Origin of the sequence: Pantoea sp. (assembly GCF_039594315.1) — a bacterium.
Classification (GTDB): Bacteria; Pseudomonadota; Gammaproteobacteria; order Enterobacterales; family Enterobacteriaceae; genus Pantoea.
This window is the reverse complement of the sequence record NZ_JBCNNP010000017.1, coordinates 60,550-77,892: the sequence shown is the minus strand read 5'-3', so window position 1 is coordinate 77,892 and position 17,343 is coordinate 60,550. Positions and strand designations below refer to the sequence as shown.

General features: G+C 53.9%; 16 protein-coding genes. 8 read left to right on the top strand and 8 right to left on the bottom strand.

The features are described 5' to 3' along the window. The 5 genes from ABDW13_RS12500 to yeiP form a co-directional block, all read right to left on the bottom strand. Window positions 1-1,438: cyclic di-GMP phosphodiesterase (locus tag ABDW13_RS12500; RefSeq protein WP_343552877.1), on the bottom strand; the 1,438-nt coding region annotated here is incomplete at its 3' end. Between the two features lie 280 nt (window positions 1,439-1,718). After that, window positions 1,719-2,294, bottom strand: coding sequence for a bifunctional murein DD-endopeptidase/murein LD-carboxypeptidase (gene mepS, locus ABDW13_RS12495; protein ID WP_343552876.1), 576 nt, complete (start codon window positions 2,292-2,294; stop codon window positions 1,719-1,721). A gap of 514 nt (window positions 2,295-2,808) precedes the next feature. Beyond that, window positions 2,809-3,516: a phosphatase PAP2 family protein gene (locus ABDW13_RS12490; RefSeq protein ID WP_343552875.1), complete on the bottom strand. Its 708-nt coding sequence runs from the start codon at window positions 3,514-3,516 to the stop codon at window positions 2,809-2,811. Window positions 3,517-3,560: 44 nt separating this feature from the next. After that, window positions 3,561-4,535, bottom strand: a complete 975-nt coding sequence (locus ABDW13_RS12485) for a GTP-binding protein (RefSeq protein ID WP_343552874.1) — start codon at window positions 4,533-4,535, stop codon at window positions 3,561-3,563. Window positions 4,536-4,642: 107 nt separating this feature from the next. After that, window positions 4,643-5,215, bottom strand: coding sequence for an elongation factor P-like protein YeiP (gene yeiP / locus ABDW13_RS12480; protein ID WP_343552873.1), 573 nt, complete (start codon window positions 5,213-5,215; stop codon window positions 4,643-4,645). A 152-nt stretch (window positions 5,216-5,367) separates the two neighbouring features. Here yeiP and ABDW13_RS12475 point away from each other — a divergent pair, with 152 nt between their 5' ends. From ABDW13_RS12475 to fruA, 4 genes are all read left to right on the top strand, one after another. Continuing rightward, window positions 5,368-5,622 carry a YkgJ family cysteine cluster protein gene (locus ABDW13_RS12475; RefSeq protein WP_343552872.1) on the top strand — a complete coding sequence of 85 codons (255 nt, stop codon included), beginning with the start codon at window positions 5,368-5,370 and terminating at the stop codon, window positions 5,620-5,622. A gap of 279 nt (window positions 5,623-5,901) precedes the next feature. Further along, complete coding sequence (fruB, locus tag ABDW13_RS12470) at window positions 5,902-7,032, top strand: fused PTS fructose transporter subunit IIA/HPr protein (RefSeq protein ID WP_343552871.1); 1,131 nt, start codon at window positions 5,902-5,904, stop codon at window positions 7,030-7,032. Next, window positions 7,029-7,967, top strand: coding sequence for a 1-phosphofructokinase (fruK, locus tag ABDW13_RS12465; protein ID WP_343552870.1), 939 nt, complete (start codon window positions 7,029-7,031; stop codon window positions 7,965-7,967). Before fruB ends, fruK begins: the two co-directional genes overlap by 4 nt. Window positions 7,968-7,983: 16 nt before the next feature. Continuing rightward, the gene (gene fruA, locus ABDW13_RS12460) at window positions 7,984-9,681 is read left to right on the top strand and encodes a PTS fructose transporter subunit IIBC (protein ID WP_343552869.1); all 1,698 of its coding nucleotides are present in this window, start codon (window positions 7,984-7,986) and stop codon (window positions 9,679-9,681) included. Between the two features lie 55 nt (window positions 9,682-9,736). Here the strand turns inward: fruA and nfo are convergent, their stop codons facing one another. Next, window positions 9,737-10,582: a deoxyribonuclease IV gene (gene nfo, locus ABDW13_RS12455; protein WP_343552868.1), complete on the bottom strand. Its 846-nt coding sequence runs from the start codon at window positions 10,580-10,582 to the stop codon at window positions 9,737-9,739. 170 nt (window positions 10,583-10,752) lie between these two features. Between nfo and yieE the strand changes: the two genes are divergently transcribed. The 4 genes from yieE (at window position 10,753) to ABDW13_RS12435 (ending at window position 15,249) form a co-directional block, all read left to right on the top strand. Next, a complete protein-coding gene (gene yieE, locus ABDW13_RS12450; RefSeq protein ID WP_343552867.1) occupies window positions 10,753-11,619 on the top strand; it encodes a DNA-binding transcriptional regulator YeiE in 867 nt (288 codons plus the stop codon). A 136-nt stretch (window positions 11,620-11,755) separates the two neighbouring features. Next, the gene (locus ABDW13_RS12445; RefSeq protein ID WP_343552866.1) at window positions 11,756-13,222 is read left to right on the top strand and encodes an amino acid permease; all 1,467 of its coding nucleotides are present in this window, start codon (window positions 11,756-11,758) and stop codon (window positions 13,220-13,222) included. A 216-nt stretch (window positions 13,223-13,438) separates the two neighbouring features. After that, on the top strand, window positions 13,439-14,464 hold the full coding sequence (locus tag ABDW13_RS12440) for an iron ABC transporter permease (protein WP_343552878.1): 1,026 nt from the start codon (window positions 13,439-13,441) through the stop codon (window positions 14,462-14,464). Next, entirely contained in the window at window positions 14,464-15,249 is a 786-nt protein-coding gene (locus tag ABDW13_RS12435; protein ID WP_343552865.1) for an ABC transporter ATP-binding protein, read from the top strand. Before ABDW13_RS12440 ends, ABDW13_RS12435 begins: the two co-directional genes overlap by 1 nt. A gap of 55 nt (window positions 15,250-15,304) precedes the next feature. Here the strand turns inward: ABDW13_RS12435 and fghA are convergent, their stop codons facing one another. Together fghA and ABDW13_RS12425 are read right to left on the bottom strand one after the other, a co-directional pair. Beyond that, on the bottom strand, window positions 15,305-16,147 hold the full coding sequence (gene fghA / locus ABDW13_RS12430) for an S-formylglutathione hydrolase (RefSeq protein ID WP_343552864.1): 843 nt from the start codon (window positions 16,145-16,147) through the stop codon (window positions 15,305-15,307). A gap of 12 nt (window positions 16,148-16,159) precedes the next feature. Beyond that, window positions 16,160-17,284, bottom strand: coding sequence for an S-(hydroxymethyl)glutathione dehydrogenase/class III alcohol dehydrogenase (locus ABDW13_RS12425; protein ID WP_343552863.1), 1,125 nt, complete (start codon window positions 17,282-17,284; stop codon window positions 16,160-16,162). Window positions 17,285-17,343 lie beyond the last annotated feature (59 nt).

Sequence of the window (17,343 nt, the reverse complement as noted above, 5' to 3'; positions counted from 1 at the left end):
CGACCCCTTCAGCCACGGTTTTGAGATTGAGTTTTTTCGCCAGTAGCAGCACTGCATCAAGCACCGGTGAGGTGACAGTTTCTGTACCAATGCTTTGCACAAAGCCGCGATCGATTTTCAGGTAATCGAACGGATATTTTTCCAGATAGATCAGCGCGCTATGCCCGGTACCGAAATCATCAATCGCTATTTTAAAATTGTTCTCATGTAGCCAGGCGAAGATTTCTCCCGCGCTTTTTTCACCGACCATGCTGCGTTCGGTAATTTCAAACACATAGTTGAAGTGATCGGTGGGCATGATGTTAATCCATGCCTGGACATCGCGCCGGAAGCTCTCTGAAGCGAGATGCAGCGGCGAGAGATTGAGGCTCAGGCGCGTGCCGCGCGGCAGCTGTTTACAGAGAAACTGAGCATCGCGCGCCACCAGCGTGAACAGATGCTGAGTGAGCGGAATAATCAGGTTTTGCGCTTCGGCGTAGCTGATAAAGGCATCCGGCGGAATCATGCCTTCAGTGGGATGCGTCCAGCGCAGCAGCGCTTCCACGCCGTAGGGTTGTCCATCGTGCGCGGTGACCAGCGGCTGGTATTCAACATGAAACTGGCCGCGTTTAATGCCCTGCATGATCTCTTTGCCCGGCCGCTGATGTCGCGTCAGCAACAACCCGCTTAGGGCGGAAATCAGCAGTGAGAAGAGGATGCCGGTCAGCAACGTCAGTGAGTAATCGCGTGGCGCTAAGGTGGTGCCAAATAGCACGAAGTGCAGATCGCTGTTATTAAAGGCTATTTCATGCAGCGATGGCGGTAAATCACTCGCGCGTACCACGTTGTTGCTGCCGCTCAACAGCGCTTTGTTGCTGACCACCAGCGCCATGCCAGTGATTTCGGGATGATAAGAGGCCAGCAGCTGATAAGGCGTCAGGCTGATGTTCATGGTGGCGAAAAGGCCGGTCTCGGCTGAACCTGGATTTTTCACCCATAGCACCAGCGCCGGTTTCTTCGGTAGCAATGGCGTGCCTTCAAGCAAGCGCATATCGCGATCGCGTTCCAGTTCAGACTCAGGAGAAATATCGTTGGCCGGCATCAGAAAAGCGCCGGTGGCAGAAGAGCAGTAAGCGTTGCCATCACGCACCAGCAGGATGGCGCGGATATTACCGGCAAAGGCGGCGCGAGAAGTGAGCTCACGACTGACGTTGTTGCAGGCTAACTGGGTGTATTGCTGTAAGGGATAAAGTGTATCGACCAGGCTTGCTATCACCTGTTGTAAATCGTCGCGGCTGTGTGCCAGAAGCTGTTCGTGTTGTTGTACACGTTTTTGCCAGGTGAGTGTTAATAGCACGGTGACAAAAAGCAGAAAGAATGCCGCGCCGATAATCGCACTATGCCAGGCGATACGGCGTGAATAACTGCGGTGGTGTTTTAATGTCCCTGACAGTGGCATGGAGTGCATTCCCCTTGTCTTGCCATTTTTTTTTATGTTTATCGTTTGGTCACTACCCACTTCAGATCGCAGCCACGGTGATAACGGTGTCTGCAGCGCAATATCTGGGTATCAGGAAGTCAACGAGAATATAACGAGAGCGCGAAGAATGTCTCGTTATATTTTTGATTCTCAATTACTTTTTATCGGTTGGATTTGAGTTAAAAACTACGGGCGAAAAAAAACGCTGCCGGGGCAGCGTTTCTGATTCTCTGGCTGAGAGGATCATCAAAGAAATACGTTAGCTTGGGTTTTTAGCAAGAACCCGACGCGCTTCGCGGTAACGATTTTTCCAATAACTGTCATTCAGGTTGGAAATCATTACGCCACTGCTGGTGGACGCGTGAACAAAGTTATCGTTGCCAAGATAGATGCCCACGTGGCGACCGGTAGAACCGGCGCGGAACAGCACTAAGTCACCTGCGCGCAATTTATTGCGTGAAATCTCTTTACCGGTGTCTTGCTGTTCAGACGTTGAGCGTGGCAAATCTAAACCGAACTGCTCGCGAAAGGTGCGCTGAACAAAAGCAGAACAATCAATGCCGCGTTTGGTGTCGCCGCCTAAGCGATAACGTACACCTTTCCAGTCACTGTACTGTTCCATGATGCGGGACTTAACGTCCACGTTCTGCACCATTTGTTCAAATTCGTCCTGAGACGCTTGAAGTAAAAAACCATTCTGGTTGTTAACTTCATGATTCTCGTTATTCGCGTTCTGACCGTTATGTGTACTGCTGCATGCCGATAAGAGTGTTGCTAATGCTACTGCGGGAAGGATCCGCCTGAGGTATCTCAGTATTGGTTGAGACTTGACCATTGTACGTGTGTTCCTTTGAGTTCCTTACGACATAATGTCGTCAGCCAGATGACAAAACGGGTTGAGATTAATAAGTACAGCCGGTTAAGACAAATCCTTAATTACTAAAATGTGTTAATGAACACATTTTTGTCGCATTAAGCACCGCATTTTATGCTGTTGCTTACTAATCGGATTTGAGGTTAACCGATTACAGACCGCGTGGCGAGTGCTTTTATATAAATTTTTATAGGTTTTTTCGATGTGAAATCAATCTGTAACACAATGGCTAGTTTATCAACAATTGGCAGCGATTTAATAGCCAAATAGCGGTGCAATCAGGGGGTAATTCTGGCGCTAAGGCCTATTTTAAGAGGGTTCGGGCTGGACAGCTTCAGAAAAAGGCTATTGTTACGCGTTTTGCATCATAATGTTTTCTTTTATCAGAAAAACATTAGCCTGCTAATAATCTATTTGAGGTTCCAATAAGCGCGAGCGATCAACTTTAACTATTCAGATCACTCGCGCTTAACAATTACCGGCGCGGCTTATGTTTGCCTGGCAACGCGCAATTTAGCCAATTAACCAGTTTGTCACTGAATGGCGTTAATAAGCACCAACTCAATCCCACCAGAATCACCGACATTGAACCGACGGCAATATCAGTAAACCAATGTGCGCCGGCCATTACGCGTGGCAGAGCAAACACCACGGCAATTAATGCGCCCATAAGGAACGCGCGAAAGCCGAAATAACGCCACATAAAGCAGGCGAAAATAATCAGCATCATGCCGTGATCGCCAGGGAAACTATCTTTGGAAGCATCTTTAGCCGGAATGCCGGTTAATTCACTGACGCGATGGACATTGTCAAAGAATAGCGTCGGGCTGGAGTGTTGCACCGGCAGTAAATGGCCAAGCTGATTTAGCACCACCGCGCTTAACAGCATGGTGATACCAATGGCGATCATGCGGCGGCGGCCTTGTGGCGTTTCGCGACGCCAGAACCACAAATACAGCAAGCCCATGGCCAGCAGTGAAATCGCATCAAAGCCGCGGAAGTTGGTGATCGCCACCAACATGGCGAACGCGTGATGATCAACCATCTGATCATTGAAGCTATAGAAGATGGTTTTATCGATACCAAACCAGAAACCGTGATCGGGCGGCAGATACCAGGAAAGAAATAGCATTATCCCCAGCGCATTAAGCAGCAGGATGGTGATGATTCGACAGGTGCGCATAAAAAAGTGACTCAAAGTGAAAACAACGGGGCAACCTAACGCACCTAATTTAAACGAATCTTCAACAAGGCGGCCTGCAAAAGGTTCCAGTCAGCAGGCTGGTGGTGGATTAATTCGATGCGACTATCCGGCGGTGTAGTGGGGCGCGTTTCGATAAACAGGTCTTCACCCTGGCGGTTAATGTTAACTAAACCATCAGGGGTTCGCAGCACACCTTTCACCCGATCTACCGGCGCAAGCCTTGCCCACTCTAGCGCTTTGATGGTGTCGAATACCGTTTCGCCATCAAAAATCCAGCCACAAGAAGCATGTCCCTGACCTTCATTTAGCGCACGACGCCAGCGTGCCTGGCCGTCCAATTTGAGCGCCGCCAATCCTTGCGGACGTGATGAATGGTTATGATGCGCCGCATCGGGAACCGCACGATCCGCCAAGGCCGGCTGTTTGAGTAGCTCGGGATCGATGTTGCCCCAAGCCGCTTCGACTAATTGGCGATCGCCCAAAAACTGCTGCTGCCACACTTGCAGGCGTTGCCGATCTTCATCACTCCAGCGATCGCTTTTATTCGCTATCACAATATCTGCCGCCACTAACTGATCGCGGAAGTTTTCGTTTTTTACCACGCGTTGTTCAGCCAACTGGCGCGGATCGAGCAACGTTAACGTCGCATCAACGGCAATCCACGGTTGATACACCGCTGCGCGCAGCATATTCAGGAGCTGTTTTGGGTGACCAAGGCCAGTGGGTTCGATGATCAGGCGGTCAGGTTTCGCCTGCTTCAGCAGCATGTTGAGGCCCACTTGCAGCGGCAAGCCGTTAACGCAGCACATACAACCACCGGGAATCTCTTTCAGCGTGGCACCGCGATCGGCCAGTAATGCACCGTCGATGCCAATCTCGCCAAATTCATTGACCAGAATCGCCCAATTTTCGTTGGCGGGCTTGTTGGCTAAAAGATGCAGCAGAGTGGTGGTTTTTCCGCTGCCGAGAAATCCGGTAATGAGGTTTACGCGCGTCACAAAAGGGCTCCCAGAAAAGAGGATAAATCACGCGCGGGAGGTGACATCCGGCGCGCATGGCGTTGTTATACTATAACAACCACCAGCGCCCGGACGGAAGTCTGTTGTTAGTCAGCGCGGCTCATGTAGCGGCGTTCTGCAATATGAATGCGGATGCGATCGCCATTGCTGAGATATTCTGGCACCTGAATGTACAAGCCGGTGCTCATGCCCGCGGGTTTGCTGCGTGCGCTGGCGGATGCGCCTTTGATGCCCGGCGAGGTATCAACAATTTCCATATCGACAGTTTGTGGCAGCTCAAGCGCCAGTACTTGTCCATCCATGGTCAGTACCTGAATGCCCGGAATGCCGCCTTCTGGAATGAACAGCAGCTCTTCTTCAATCTGATCTTTTTTGAAGTTGTACGGCGTGTAATCTTCGTCGTCCATAAACACATATTCATCACCATCTATATAAGAGAAGGTGACTGCACGACGGCTAAGGGAAATGGCATCAATAATATCGTCACCCTTGAAGCGCTCTTCCACTTTCAATCCGGTGCGCACGTCGGTAAAACGCATCTTGTAAAGCGTGGCGGCACCACGTGCGCTGGGGCTTTGCACGTCAATGTCTTTTACCAGCAACAGTTTGCCGTTCCAGGTGACGGCCATTCCTTTTTTGATTTCATTTGCCTTTGGCATAGTGACGTTACTCGCTGAGAGAAGGTTAATGCGCGTCACGTTACTCGCGCGGTGAAAAACAGGCAAGTGAGGCGAGGTAAAATTGTCGCCAATGCATGGTATTCGCTGCGTCAGGCTGTTATTGTCGCGGCGAATTCTCTCAGGAGCGCATGATGTTTTGTCGCGACCAATGCGGAGCTTGCTGCACCGCGCCCTCAATCTCGTCGCCGATCCCTGGCATGCCGCACGGCAAACCGGCCAATACGCGCTGCGTGCAACTCGACGACCAGCAACGTTGCAGGATTTTCGGTTCTCCGCTGCGTCCGGCGGTGTGCGCAGGTTTACAGCCGAGCAAGGAAATGTGTGGTGACAGCCGCGCTAGTGCCATGACTTTTCTACTAAAACTCGAAGCAGATACTGCGCCATAATCGTAATGCTGACGCGTTGCTGAAAAATTTGGCTTAATGCCGCATTTCGTTACAGCAAAAGCATCAGCTTTCTCGCCGGTAAAAATCCTAAATCCAACATGAAGTGTGCGGAACGTCAAAAATCTGCTACTCCGATCGCGCAATTTCTTGCCTGCTGAAGCTGGCTGTACCATATTCCCTGAAACGTTTCAGCGTTGTCATTCCGGCTAACCCCATGGTGCACCGCTTATTTTTTCGACCTTTAGCTGAAACGATTCAATACAGCAAGCGAGGAGAGATATGTTCCAGCTCGAAGTTCAGGCCATTCATACCGGTGCGAATGCACAGAATAAAGAAGAGGCCATTCGTCAGGTTGCTGCCGCGTTAACCGCTGCGGGCAATGTGGCAGAAGGCTACGTTAACGGCATGCTGGCACGCGAACAGCAAACCACCACCTTCCTGGGTAACGGCATTGCCATTCCACACGGCACCACCGACACTCGCGATCTGGTGCTGAAAACCGGTGTGCAGGTTTACCAGTTCCCACAGGGCGTGGATTGGGGCGATGGACAAACGGCGTATGTGGCAATCGGTATTGCCGCTAAATCTGATGAACACCTCGCGCTGCTGCGTCAACTTACCCACGTATTGAGTGACGACAGCATTGCTGAACAGCTCAAAACCGCGTCGGCAGAAGAGCTACGTGCGCTGCTGATGGGCGAAACTCAGGCGGCTGAATTCAAATTCGATACCTCGCTGATTACGGTTGATGTGGCCGCCAGCGATTTAATCACCTTACAAGCGCTGAACGCCGGACGTCTGCAAGCGGCTGGCGCGGTGGATGCGTCATTTGTGGCGGATGTGATTTCGCGCGCGCCACTGAGCCTCGGTCAGGGCATCTGGTTGAGCGACAGCACCAGCGGCAACCTCGGCAGTGCGGTAGCGGTAAGCCGTGCGGCTACGCCATTCGTACTTCAAGGCGAAAATGTTGCGCTGCTGCTGACCGTTGCGGCCAACGATCAACGTCCGCTGGAAGTGCTGGGCTATTTGAGCAACTTGCTGCTGAACAACAAAGCTGAACGTCTGCTGAAAGCGGATGCCGCCGGTATTCTGGCGTTGCTGACCAGCGAAGTCGATGAAGCGGCTGAACAGTTGACCGCCGAATTCACCATTCGCAACGAACACGGTTTGCATGCGCGTCCGGGCACCGCGTTGGTCAGCGTGATCAAACAATTCAACAGTGATATCACCGTCACCAACCTGGACGGCAGCGGTAAACCCGCTAACGGTCGCAGCCTGATGAAAGTGGTGGCGCTCGGTGTGAAAAAAGGCCATCGCCTGCGCTTTACCGCCAGCGGTGATGACGCACAACAAGCGCTGAATGCGATTGAAGAAGCCATCAATGCCGGTTTAGGCGAGGGGGCAGCATGAGTCGTCGCGTCGCAACCATCACCTTGAATCCTGCCTACGATCTGGTGGGTTACACGCCAGAAATTGAGCGTGGCGAAGTGAACCTGGTGAAAACCACCGGCCTGCACGCTGCGGGTAAAGGCATCAACGTGGCCAAGGTGCTGAAGGATCTCGGCATTGATGTCACCGTGGGCGGTTTCCTCGGTAAAGAGAATCAGGACGGTTTCCAGCAACTGTTCAGCGAACTGGGCATTGCCAACCGTTTCCAGGTGGTGCAGGGCCGTACGCGTATCAACGTTAAGCTGACGGAAAAAGACGGTGATGTCACCGACCTGAACTTCTCCGGCTTCGAAGTCACCGGTCAGGATTGGGATCGCTTCACCGCGGATTCACTCACCTGGCTCGGTCAGTTCGACATGGTGTGCGTCAGCGGCAGCTTGCCAGCCGGCGTGGCGCCAGAAGCGTTCACCAAATGGATGAGCGATCTGCGTGCGCTGTGCCCATGCATCATCTTCGACAGCAGCCGTGAAGCGCTGGTGGCGGGTCTGAAAGCCGCGCCGTGGTTGGTTAAGCCTAATCGCCGCGAACTGGAAATTTGGGCCGGCCGCAAACTGCCAGATTTGCAAGACGTGATTGATGCCGCACACGAACTGCGCGAGCAGGGCATCGCCCACGTGGTGATTTCACTTGGCGCGGAAGGTGCGCTGTGGGTGAATGCCTCAGGCGAATGGATCGCCAAACCGCCAGCTTGCGAAGTGGTCAGCACCGTCGGTGCCGGCGACTCGATGGTCGGTGGCCTGATTTACGGTTTGCTGATGCGTGAATCCAGCGAACACACGCTGCGTCTGGCGACGGCAGTGGCGGCAATGGCCGTCAGCCAAAGCAACGTTGGCGTTAAAGATCGTACCCAGTTGGCCGCGATGATGGCGCGCGTCGACTTACAACCCGTTAACTAACAGCAGGAGAGCGATAATGAAAACGCTGCTGATAAAAGATTCTTCACTGGGACTGGCATCAGGACATCTGGCGCTGGAACGCTTACGTGCAGCCGCAGCGCAAGCTGGCCTGACGTTAACTGAAAATGCCGCCGACGCTGAACTGGTGCTGGTGGCGGGCGAGCATGCGCCGAATGACGCGCAGCTAGCCGGTAAATCTGTCGCGCTGGTCGATGTGCAGCAAGTGCTGCGCGATCCGCTGGCGGCGATTAACCACGCCAAAGCGAACGCCAAAACCTGGCAAGCTGCGGCGGCAACGGCGGCAGCGCCAATCGCTGCGGCAAGTTCTGCGCAGAAACGTATTGTTGCGGTCACCGCCTGCCCAACCGGCGTAGCGCATACCTTTATGGCCGCCGAAGCTATTCAGGCAGAAGCCACTAAACGTGGTTGGTGGGTGAAAGTTGAAACGCGTGGCTCTGTCGGCGCGGGCAATGCTATCACGCCAGAAGAAGTGGCTGCGGCCGATCTGGTGATCGTGGCGGCGGATATCGATGTGGATCTGGCGAAGTTTGCCGGTAAGCCGATGTATCGCACCTCAACCAGCCTGGCGTTGAAGAAAACCGCGCAGGAACTGGATAAAGCGCAGGTTGAAGCGAAAACCTATCAGCCAAGCGGCAGCCAAACCGCCAACGCGCAGAGCGATAGCAAAGAGAAAGCGGGTGCTTATCGTCACTTATTGACCGGCGTATCGTACATGCTGCCGATGGTGGTGGCGGGCGGTCTGAGCATCGCATTGTCATTCGCTTTTGGTATTACCGCATTTAAAGAGCAGGGCACCTTAGCGGCTGCGCTGATGCAAATCGGTGGCGGTAGCGCCTTTGCCTTGATGGTTCCGGTGTTGGCTGGCTTCATTGCCTTCTCGATTGCTGACCGTCCGGGTCTGACGCCAGGTTTGATTGGCGGTATGATCGCCACCAGCATTAACGCCGGTTTCCTTGGCGGTATCATCGCCGGTTTCATTGCCGGTTACGCCGCGAAATTCCTCAGCAGCAAAGTGAAGCTGCCGCAAAGTATGGAAGCGCTGAAGCCGATTCTGATCATTCCGCTAGTCGCGAGTTTGATTACCGGTTTGCTGATGATCTATGTGGTGGGTAAACCTGTTGCGGGCATCATGAGTGGCTTGACTCATTGGCTGGCGAACATGGGTACTGCTAACGCAGTTCTGCTGGGCGCTATCCTCGGCGGCATGATGTGTACCGATATGGGCGGTCCGGTGAACAAAGTGGCCTACGCATTCGGTGTTGGCTTGCTGAGTTCGCAAACCTACGCACCAATGGCGGCGATTATGGCGGCCGGTATGGTGCCACCGCTGGCGATGGGGCTGGCAACCATCGTGGCGCGTCGTAAGTTCAACAAAGGTCAGCAAGAAGGTGGCAAAGCGGCACTGGTACTCGGCTTGTGCTTCATCTCCGAAGGTGCGATTCCGTTTGCCGCTCGTGACCCAATGCGTGTACTGCCATGCTGCATCATCGGCGGCGCGGTAACTGGCGCCATTTCCATGGCGATTGGCGCGAAACTGATGGCACCGCACGGTGGCCTGTTTGTACTGCTGATTCCTGGCGCAATCACGCCGGTGCTGGGTTATCTGATGGCGATTGTGATTGGTACAGCGGTTGCGGGCCTCGGCTACGCGATTCTGAAACGTCCGGAAGAAGAGTTGGCGAAAGCGGCGTAATCTTCTACAGATGTCAAAAAGGGAGCCTCGGCTCCCTTTTTTAATTCGATGGTGGTTAACCCTGCTGCTCTGACTTCAACCACGCAATCTCGTCCTTCCAGATATCCGGATTAATGGTTTCCAAAATCATCGGAATGCCGTCAAAGCGTTTATCTTTCATCAGCCAGCTAAATGCGGTTTTGCCGATGTTACCTTCACCCAAACTGTGGTGACGATCGACGCGGCTGCCAAGGGTGCTTTTAGCATCATTCAAATGCATCCCACGCAGGTACTGGAAACCGACGATGCGCTCAAAATCGCTAAACGTTTCCGCACAGGCTTCTTCGGTGCGCAAATCGTAGCCGCCGGCAAACGCGTGGCAAGTATCAATACACACGCCGACGCGCGACTTATCTTCCACGTGCTCAATAATGGTGGCGAGATGTTCGAAGCGGAAACCGAGGTTGCTGCCTTGACCGGCAGTATTTTCAATCACCGCCACCACGCTGCTGGTTTTATCCAGCGCGATGTTGATCGATTCGGCGATACGTTTCAGGCACGCGTCTTCTTCTATTTGTTTGAGGTGGCTGCCGGGATGGAAATTCAGCAAGGTTAAACCCAACTGCTCGGCGCGCTGCATCTCATCCAGGAAGGCTTCGCGCGATTTTTCCAGCGCATCCATTACCGGATGGCCAAGGTTAATCAGATAGCTGTCGTGCGGCAGGATCTGCGCGGAAGTGAAGTTGTAGCGATCGCAGGCGGTTTTAAAGGCATCGATAACCTCGCCAGACAGCGGTGCAGCTTTCCACTGGCGCTGATTTTTGGTGAACAGCGCAAAGGCTGTGGCTTCGAGTTCGTGGGCACGGATCACTGCTTGGTCCACGCCGCCTGATGCACTGACGTGTGCGCCGATATATTTCATGCCGCTCTCCTGGTTTGGGCGATTGCTGGTGCAAGGCGCTCACTATAGCGGATGCGATTACGCCATAAAAGGCTCAGCCGCCCGCAGCGGCATGAACGCGCACTAACTAGCTTAAAAGTGAAAGAGATAATATATTTGTAATCAACCAGAATAAACGATAGGTAAAACGCATGCACATTACGCTGCGACAGATTGAAGTGTTTACCGAAGTTCTGAAAAGTGGCTCAACCACCCAGGCTTCGCAGGTGCTGGCGCTGTCGCAGTCGGCGGTAAGTGCGGCGTTAGCCGATTTGGAAAATCAACTCGGCGTGCAGTTGTTTGATCGCGTAGGTAAACGTTTGGTGGTGAATGAGCATGGTCGCTTGTTGTATCCACGCGCGGTGGGCTTGCTGGAGCAAGCGGGCGAAATTGAGCAGTTGTTTAGTGAAGATAACGGCGCGATTCGTCTGTTTGCCAGCAGCACCATCGGCAACTATTTATTGCCGGGAATGATTGCCGCTTATCGCCGTGATTTTCCCACGCTGCCGCTCGAGCTCAGCGTTGGCAACAGTCAGGATGCCATCAATGCGGTGGCAGATTTTCGCGTCGATATCGGCTTGATTGAAGGTCCGTGCCACGAGTTAGACATTATCAGTGAGCCGTGGCTGGAAGATGAGTTGGTGGTGTTTGCAGCGCCGGACGCGGCCATCCTGCAACAGCCGATCACCCTTGAAACGCTGGCTGCCGCACCGTGGATCTTACGCGAGCGCGGTTCAGGTACGCGAGAAATTGTCGATTACCTCTTGCTATCGCATCTGCCGCAGTTTCAGCTCGGTATGGAGTTGGGCAACTCTGAAGCGATCAAACACGCGGTGCGGCACGGCATGGGCATCAGCTGTTTGTCGCGCCGGGTAATTGAGGATTTACTCGAGGCAGGGACGCTGGTCGAAGTGGCGGTTCCGTTGCCACGCCTGACGCGCACGCTGTATCGCATCCATCATCGTCAGAAACATGTATCCAAAGCGTTGAGCCGTTTCTTGTCGTATTGCCGCGAATAATCTGGGTTGCGATTGCGCTGTGGCTAATAATTCTGAGCCGATCATGAAGGTAACTAATAACCCGACGTGAATGCTATACAGCTGGGGGTTAGCTGCTACAATCTCGCCTCATTTTTATCCAGCATAGCGTTTACACATGCATAATGACTCAAAAACAATACAACAACCTGGATTGCGCCGTGAATTAAAAGCGCGTCATCTCACCATGATCGCCATTGGCGGTTCAATCGGTACCGGCCTGTTTGTCGCCTCAGGTGCCACCATTTCTCAAGCCGGTCCCGGCGGCGCGTTACTCTCTTATGCGCTGATTGGCCTGATGGTTTATTTCCTGATGACCAGCCTGGGCGAACTGGCGGCATTTATGCCGGTTTCCGGCTCCTTCGCCACTTACGGCGCCAAATATGTAGAAGAAGGTTTCGGCTTCGCGCTGGGCTGGAACTATTGGTACAACTGGGCGGTGACCATCGCCGTTGACCTCGTCGCCTCGCAATTAGTGATGAACTACTGGTTCCCGGACACGCCCGGCTGGATCTGGAGTGCGCTGTTCCTTGGCCTGATGTTCTTACTGAACTACATCTCAGTAAAAGGTTTCGGCGAAGCGGAATACTGGTTCTCACTGATCAAAGTCACCACTGTGATTATCTTCATTGTGGTCGGCGTCTTGATGATTACCGGCATCATGCGCGGCGCGGAAAGCGCTGGCTGGCACAACTGGACGGTTGGCGATGCGCCGTTTGCCGGTGGTTTTGCGGCGATGATTGGTGTGGCGATGATCGTCGGCTTCTCATTCCAGGGAACCGAACTGATCGGTATCGCCGCTGGTGAATCCCAGGATCCGGGCAAGAATATCCCGCGCGCAGTGCGTCAGGTTTTCTGGCGAATCCTGCTGTTCTATATCTTCGCGATTCTGATTATCAGCCTGATCCTGCCGTACACCGATCCGAAGCTGTTGCATAACGATGTGACTGATATCGCCATCAGCCCGTTCACGCTGGTGTTCCAGAATGCCGGTTTGCTGTCAGCGGCGGCGGTGATGAATGCAGTCATCCTGACGGCGGTGCTGTCGGCGGGTAACTCCGGCATGTACGCTTCCACGCGTATGCTGTTCAACCTGGCACGCGAAGGCAAAGCGCCGCGCATCTTCGGCAAATTGTCGAAAGGTGGCGTACCGCGCAACGCATTGGTAGCAACCACTGTCGTCGCGGGTTTGTGCTTCCTTAGCTCGAAATTTGGCAATCAGGAAGTCTATCTGTGGCTGCTGAATACCTCAGGCATGACCGGCTTTATCGCCTGGTTGGGCATCGCCATCAGCCATTATCGTTTCCGTCGCGGTTATATGAAGCAGGGCCACGATCTTGCCGATTTGCCTTACCGTTCAGGTTTCTTCCCGCTGGGACCGATTTTCGCCTTTGTGCTGTGCCTGATCATCACGCTGGGACAGAACTACCAAGCCTTCCTTGCCGATCGCATTGATTGGTATGGCGTAGCGGCAACCTATATCGGTATTCCGCTGTTCCTGATTATTTGGTTGGGTTACAAGCTGGCGCGCGGCTCACGCTTCGTGAAATACAGCGAGATGGAATTCCCCAAGTTTAAGGAATAATCCATTGCTAGCGGTCACCATGAATGGTGACCCTACAAAAAGAATAAGGCGCACATGACAGTGCGCCTTTTTTAATGGCTGTAACACAGATTGGATTGATAATTATTATCACCTGCACTATTGTGGCTGCCGTTATGATTTCGACAAGCAATGGGTAGAACAATGCGTATCACGGACGCCACGCTGGTGGCGGAAAACGGCCTCGAAACCGAGACCATGACACGTTATCGTCAGGTACTGCGTCAGCGACTGATGTTGATTGGCGTGCTGGTGCTGGCGATCTTAGCGTCGGTCATTCTGGATTTCACTCTCGGCCCGGCTGGGCTCTCCCTCGACACTTTGTGGCAAACGCTGACGCATCCCGATGCAGTTGATGCGGGCACGCGCGTGATTGTCTGGGATATCCGTTTACCTTACGCATTGATGGCGGTGGTGGTGGGCTTCTCGCTGGGGCTTGCCGGCGCAGAGATGCAAACCATCCTGAATAACCCGCTTGCCAGCCCGTTCACGCTGGGCGTTTCCTCAGCGGCCGCCTTTGGTGCCGCGTTGGCGATCATCCTTGGCATCGGCATTCCTGGCGTACCCGATCAGTGGTTTATCTCCGCCAATGCCTTTGTGTTTGCGCTGTTTGCCGCATTAATGCTGGATGGCGTCACGCGTTGGACCAAAGTTTCAACTTCAGGCGTGGTGCTGTTTGGTATCGCGCTGGTGTTTACCTTCAACGCGCTGGTCTCGATGATGCAATTCATCGCCAGCGAAGATACGCTGCAAGGTTTGGTGTTCTGGACCATGGGCAGCCTGGCGCGCGCTTCGTGGGAAAAACTCGGCGTATTAAGTGCGGCGTTTGCCATCCTGGTCCCGTTCTCGATGCTAAGCAGTTGGAAACTGACCGCGTTGCGCCTTGGCGAAGATCGCGCGGTGAGTTTTGGTATCGACGTGCGTCGTTTGCGTCTGGCAACGCTACTGCGCATCAGTATTCTTTCGGCGCTGGCGGTGGCATTCGTTGGCCCGATTGGCTTTATCGGCCTGGTGGCACCGCATATCGCGCGCATGATGTTTGGTGAAGATCACCGCTATTATTTGCCAGCCAGTGCACTGGTTGGCGCGCTGGTGCTGTCGCTGGCATCTGTCGCCTCGAAAAACCTGATTCCGGGCGTGATTATTCCGGTCGGCATCGTGACATCGCTGGTTGGTGTGCCGTTCTTCCTCAGCATTATTCTGCGTCATCGGGGGACAGTGTGATGGAAAAAGGATTACGTCTCAGCCATTTCTACGCGGGTTATCCAAAGCGCAAAGTCATTGAAGATCTCAACGTGCCGGAACTGCCGCGCGGAAAAATTACCGTGCTGCTCGGGCCGAACGGCTGCGGCAAATCAACGCTGTTGCGTGCGCTGGCAGGCTTGAGTAAAGGGCAGGGCGAACTGTGGCTGAATGGCGAAGAGTTAATGAGCCAGCCGTTTGCTCGTCGGGCACAGCGTGTGGTCTATTTGCCACAAAGTTTGCCAGCGGGTGTGCATCTGCATGTGCTGGAATCGATCATTGTGGCGCAGCGTGCGTCCGGTGGCTTGCATAGCGCATCGAGCGAAGCGGAGATCATGCATCTGCTGGAGCAACTCGGTATTGCGCATCTTGCCATGCGTTATCTCGATCAGCTTTCGGGTGGACAGAAACAATTAGTTGGGTTGGCGCAGTCGCTGATTCGTCGTCCAGAGCTGCTGTTGCTAGATGAGCCGCTCAGTGCGCTGGATCTCAACTACCAATTTCACGTGATGGATTTGGTGCGCCGTGAAACTCGCCTGCGTAACATTGTGACGGTGGTGGTGGTGCACGACATCAATATCGCGCTGCGTCATGCCGATCACGCGTTAATGTTAAAAGACGGCAATTTGCTGGCAGACGGTGAACCCTCGCAGGTGATTACCCCGGAAACATTGGCGCAGGTGTATGGTGTGCGCGGTCGTATCGAGCATTGTTCACGCGGCATGCCGCAAGTGATGATCGACGGACTGGCGGAGACGTTGGTTTAATTAAGGTGCGCATGAATGCGCACCTTACGTAGGGTCGCCATTGATGGCGACCTTGTCACACCAACAAATGCTTCGCGTGGAAACGCAGATGATCCTCAACGAAGCTGGCAATAAAGAAGTAGCTGTGGTCATAACCCGGCTGAATACGTAACTCCAGCGGGAAACCTTGCTCACGCGCTACCGCTTCCAATCGTTCGGGACGCAGTTGATCGGCCAGGAACTGATCGCTATCACCTTGATCGATCAAAATCGGCAATCGCTGCTCCACGTCCTGCATCAACAAGCAACTGTCCCATTCACGCCATGTTTGGCGATCCTCACCCAAATAGGCGGCAAAGGCTTTCTGGCCCCACGGCACTTCTGTGGGATTGACGATGGGTGCAAACGCCGATGCCGAAGCAAAACGCCCGCCAAGACGCAGCGCCAATACCAGCGCGCCGTGTCCGCCCATTGAATGGCCCATCACCGATTGGCGATCGCTCAGCTTAAAGTTATCCGCCACCAAAGCTGGCAACTCGCTGCTGAGGTAATCGAACATGCGGAAATTCGCCGCCCACGGCTGTTGCGTGGCATTGAGGTAAAAACCTGCGCCTTGACCGAGATCGTAGCCGCTGTCATTCGCCACCTCATCACCGCGCGGGCTGGTATCCGGCATAATCAGTACCAAACCCAACTCCGCGGCGACGCGCTGTGCACCCGCTTTAGTGGTGAAGTTCTCATCATTGCAGGTCAAGCCTGCCAGAAACCACACCACCGGCGGCGGCGCATCGCTCTGCGGCGGCGGCAGAAATATGCTAAAGGTCATCGGACAGTTCAGCAGCGACGATTGATGGCGCCAGCGCTGCTGCCAGCCACCAAAAATACGATGCTCTTCTAACAGCTCCAAAGTGGATGCCATAACGTCTCCTGATTACTTGTTAAAGTGCACCACCGTACGAATCGATTTCCCTTCGTGCATCAGATCAAAGGCGTCATTAATCTCTTCCAGCGGCAGGTTGTGGGTGATGAAATCATTCAGGGCGAATTTCCCGTCGAGATAATCCTGCACGATGCCCGGCAACTGCGAGCGACCTTTCACCCCACCAAACGCGGAACCACGCCATACGCGGCCGGTGACCAACTGGAATGGACGGGTAGAGATTTCCTGGCCCGCACCGGCAACGCCGATAATCACTGATTCGCCCCAACCTTTATGGCAGCACTCCAGCGCCGAACGCATCACGTTGACGTTACCGATACATTCGAAGGAAAAATCGACACCGCCATCGGTCAGTTCAACGATCACGTCCTGAATCGGCTTGTCGTGATCTTTCGGGTTAATCAGATCGGTAGCACCCAATTTGCGCGCCAGATCGAACTTACTGGTATTCAGATCGATACCGATGATGCGACCGGCTTTCGCCATTTTTGCGCCAATAATCGCTGACAAACCAATGCCGCCGAGGCCGAAGATCGCCACGGTGTCGCCTTCTTTCACTTTCGCGGTGTTCATCACCGCGCCCATGCCGGTGGTAACGCCGCAGCCCAGCAGGCACACTTCTTCCAGTGGCGCTTCTTTGCTGATCACCGCCAGTGAAATTTCCGGCACCACGGTGTATTCAGAGAAGGTCGAGGTGCCCATATAGTGGAAAATCGGCTTGCCGTCTTTGAAGAAGCGGGTGGTGCCATCCGGCATCAAACCTTTGCCTTGAGTGGCGCGAATCGCCTGACACAAGTTGGTTTTACCCGACAAACAGAACTTACATTTGCCACACTCTGGCGTGTAGAGCGGAATCACGTGATCGCCGACCGCCACGCTGGTGACGCCTTCGCCAACCGCTTCCACCACGCCGCCGCCTTCATGACCGAGGATTGCCGGGAACACGCCTTCCGGATCTTGCCCAGACAAGGTGTAAGCATCGGTATGGCACACGCCAGTGGCGACGATACGCACCAACACTTCGCCTTTCTGCGGTGGCATCAAATCCACTTCTTCGATTTTCAGCGGTTCGCCAGCTGCCCAGGCAACGGCGGCGCGGGTTTTAATCATGTTCATGCAATCCCTCTTCCTGTAGATGCGGGCCAATGGCCCCGATGGTCGTGATATCGATAAAA

Bases quoted from the DNA above. Each gene is read 5' to 3' on its own strand.
- mepS (WP_343552876.1), bottom strand. From the start codon at position 2,294: ATGGTCAAGTCTCAACCAATACTGAGATACCTCAGGCGGATCCTTCCC.
- ABDW13_RS12490 (WP_343552875.1), bottom strand. From the start codon at position 3,516: ATGCGCACCTGTCGAATCATCACCATCCTGCTGCTTAATGCGCTGGGG.
- yeiP (WP_343552873.1), bottom strand. From the start codon at position 5,215: ATGCCAAAGGCAAATGAAATCAAAAAAGGAATGGCCGTCACCTGGAAC.
- ABDW13_RS12475 (WP_343552872.1), top strand. From the start codon at position 5,368: ATGTTTTGTCGCGACCAATGCGGAGCTTGCTGCACCGCGCCCTCAATC.
- fruB (WP_343552871.1), top strand. From the start codon at position 5,902: ATGTTCCAGCTCGAAGTTCAGGCCATTCATACCGGTGCGAATGCACAG.
- fruK (WP_343552870.1), top strand. From the start codon at position 7,029: ATGAGTCGTCGCGTCGCAACCATCACCTTGAATCCTGCCTACGATCTG.
- fruA (WP_343552869.1), top strand. From the start codon at position 7,984: ATGAAAACGCTGCTGATAAAAGATTCTTCACTGGGACTGGCATCAGGA.
- nfo (WP_343552868.1), bottom strand. From the start codon at position 10,582: ATGAAATATATCGGCGCACACGTCAGTGCATCAGGCGGCGTGGACCAA.
- yieE (WP_343552867.1), top strand. From the start codon at position 10,753: ATGCACATTACGCTGCGACAGATTGAAGTGTTTACCGAAGTTCTGAAA.
- ABDW13_RS12445 (WP_343552866.1), top strand. From the start codon at position 11,756: ATGCATAATGACTCAAAAACAATACAACAACCTGGATTGCGCCGTGAA.
- ABDW13_RS12440 (WP_343552878.1), top strand. From the start codon at position 13,439: ATGACACGTTATCGTCAGGTACTGCGTCAGCGACTGATGTTGATTGGC.
- ABDW13_RS12435 (WP_343552865.1), top strand. From the start codon at position 14,464: ATGGAAAAAGGATTACGTCTCAGCCATTTCTACGCGGGTTATCCAAAG.
- fghA (WP_343552864.1), bottom strand. From the start codon at position 16,147: ATGGCATCCACTTTGGAGCTGTTAGAAGAGCATCGTATTTTTGGTGGC.
- ABDW13_RS12425 (WP_343552863.1), bottom strand. From the start codon at position 17,284: ATGAACATGATTAAAACCCGCGCCGCCGTTGCCTGGGCAGCTGGCGAA.